Source organism: Mucilaginibacter sp. UR6-1 (assembly GCF_020880975.1).
Taxonomy (GTDB): Bacteria; Bacteroidota; Bacteroidia; order Sphingobacteriales; family Sphingobacteriaceae; genus Mucilaginibacter.
In genome coordinates, this window is sequence record NZ_JAJIWP010000011.1 from 1 (window position 1) to 1,795 (window position 1,795).

General features: G+C 48.9%; 1 protein-coding gene. It reads right to left on the reverse strand.

Annotation, left to right across the window (positions count from 1 at the left end; all coding sequences use genetic code 11):
- Nucleotides 1-1,208, reverse strand: a 1,208-nt coding sequence (locus LJ707_RS20440; RefSeq protein WP_228954587.1) for a hypothetical protein, incomplete at its 3' end; no start/stop codon positions are given.
- Nucleotides 1,209-1,795 lie beyond the last annotated feature (587 nt).

Genomic DNA, 1,795 nt, shown 5'->3' on the forward strand with positions numbered 1-1,795 from the left:
TTCTTTACGGCAGCATGCGCGGCCTGGTTAACCGTAGTAGCGGCAGTTTTAACCGGCACCACACGGCCACCCACAGCACCGTATTTAAAGGCCAGCATGCCATAGTATACCGGCCTTGCGCTGGTTTTACCGTTGATGGTAGCGATAGCGGTAAAGTTTTGCTGAGAACCGCTGTGGAAGTTAACCCCCTGGCCGTTGTGCTCCGCTACGGTCCACATCATGTCAAGCGCCCACAGTGATGAGGCGAACACATCGCTCACACCCAGCTTGCCGCCACCGTTAAAGATGCTGTTGCACTCAGACAGGCGGTACTTTAAACCGTTTTTGGCAGAAGCCTCGTTCACCTTGTCCAGGTATTTGCCCAGCTTGGTATCAGGCTCCAGGATGGTTTTGTAAGTGATCGACTCGTCGCTGGCAGGGCCGTTGTTGTAGTAGTGCACGGTCATCAGGTTCACGTTGTTTTTGAACTTGTTGGCGAATGCGCTTACCCAGTCGGCACCACCGATCACATCCGGACCGGCGAAAGGGGCGTTAGGGGTAAGTTTGCGCACCGCGTCAAAGTAACCTTTCCACTCACCCTGGAAATCAGCCGAGCTGTAACCCTGTTTGCGGAAACCCGCTTCAGCAAAAGCGTTAGGCTCGTTACCGGCCTGGAAGGCCATCAGGCTGCTGCCCAGGCTGCTGCTTACGTATTTGGCCAGTTTGGCCTGGGCCTCAGGTTCGTATTTGGCCAGGTTAAGACCGAAGATCACCGGCCAGCCTAACGTTTTTGAGAAAGAAGCCAGGGCATCGATCTGCGTGGTGTTCAGTGAATCAACCTTTGAGTTTTTTGAAGAAGCCTTGTTGGTCCAGTATACCCTGCCGCTGCTGGTGCCGCCTACACGCAGTACGCCTTCGCCCAGGTTGCGGATCATCTGGACCTGCGCGGCGGTATTGCCGTTCAGGTTGTTGCTCCAAAGCAAGTTGTTGGTCTCGTAGCTTAAACCTAAAAAGTTAGCCGGGATCTGGTAGCTTTGCTGTGCCTGGTCAACAGTGATGGTTACCGGTGTGCCGGTGGCTGTAGGGTGCAGCGCTACCGGGGCGGGCTCGTTCACTTTGATGTCGGTATCCATATCCACACCGTTAAGGTCAGATGTTTTTTTGCATGATACCAGCATCGGTACAATCATCAGGGCTAAGATCAGGTTCTTTACAGTTTGCTTTTTCACGATTCTCAATGTTTAAATTAAATAGGGGTTTGTATTTTTAATTTATCCGATCGGTTATTTCCTTTTGTTTTATTTTTAATTAACCTTTTCGAACATTTATACCTTTCGGCAATTCTTTTAAATCAATAGTTGTAAAGCATCAGGCAAAAAGTTATCCAAGCGGCAGAAAGATGGCGGGAAAGCGGTTTTTGAAAAATAAAGTGCTGATAATCAGCATATTGAAAAACAATCAAAAATTAACTGAAACTTTAATGGTGTGGAATTAATTTCCTCAAACCCCGGGAGTGGGCAATGCGGCTGTGGAAAACAGTGTGGAATTCCACAGTTCAAAAACGATCAATAAGAGCCATATGGCTACTTTTTGAACCGGCGCATACCAAAAACAGGTACCAAAAACATGGCTGTAACAGGTAAATGCTATGCCTTATAGCGGTTAACTATGGCGAAAGTGGGGCTACAAGCAAAAGGAAAGGGCGAAGCCGCCCCAAAACAAAAAAGCCGGCCAACTGTAGCTGACCGGCTGATGCCTGATAGGATGTAATAGTTATAATGATATACAGCGCCCCTTAAACTGTTAACCTGCCCCT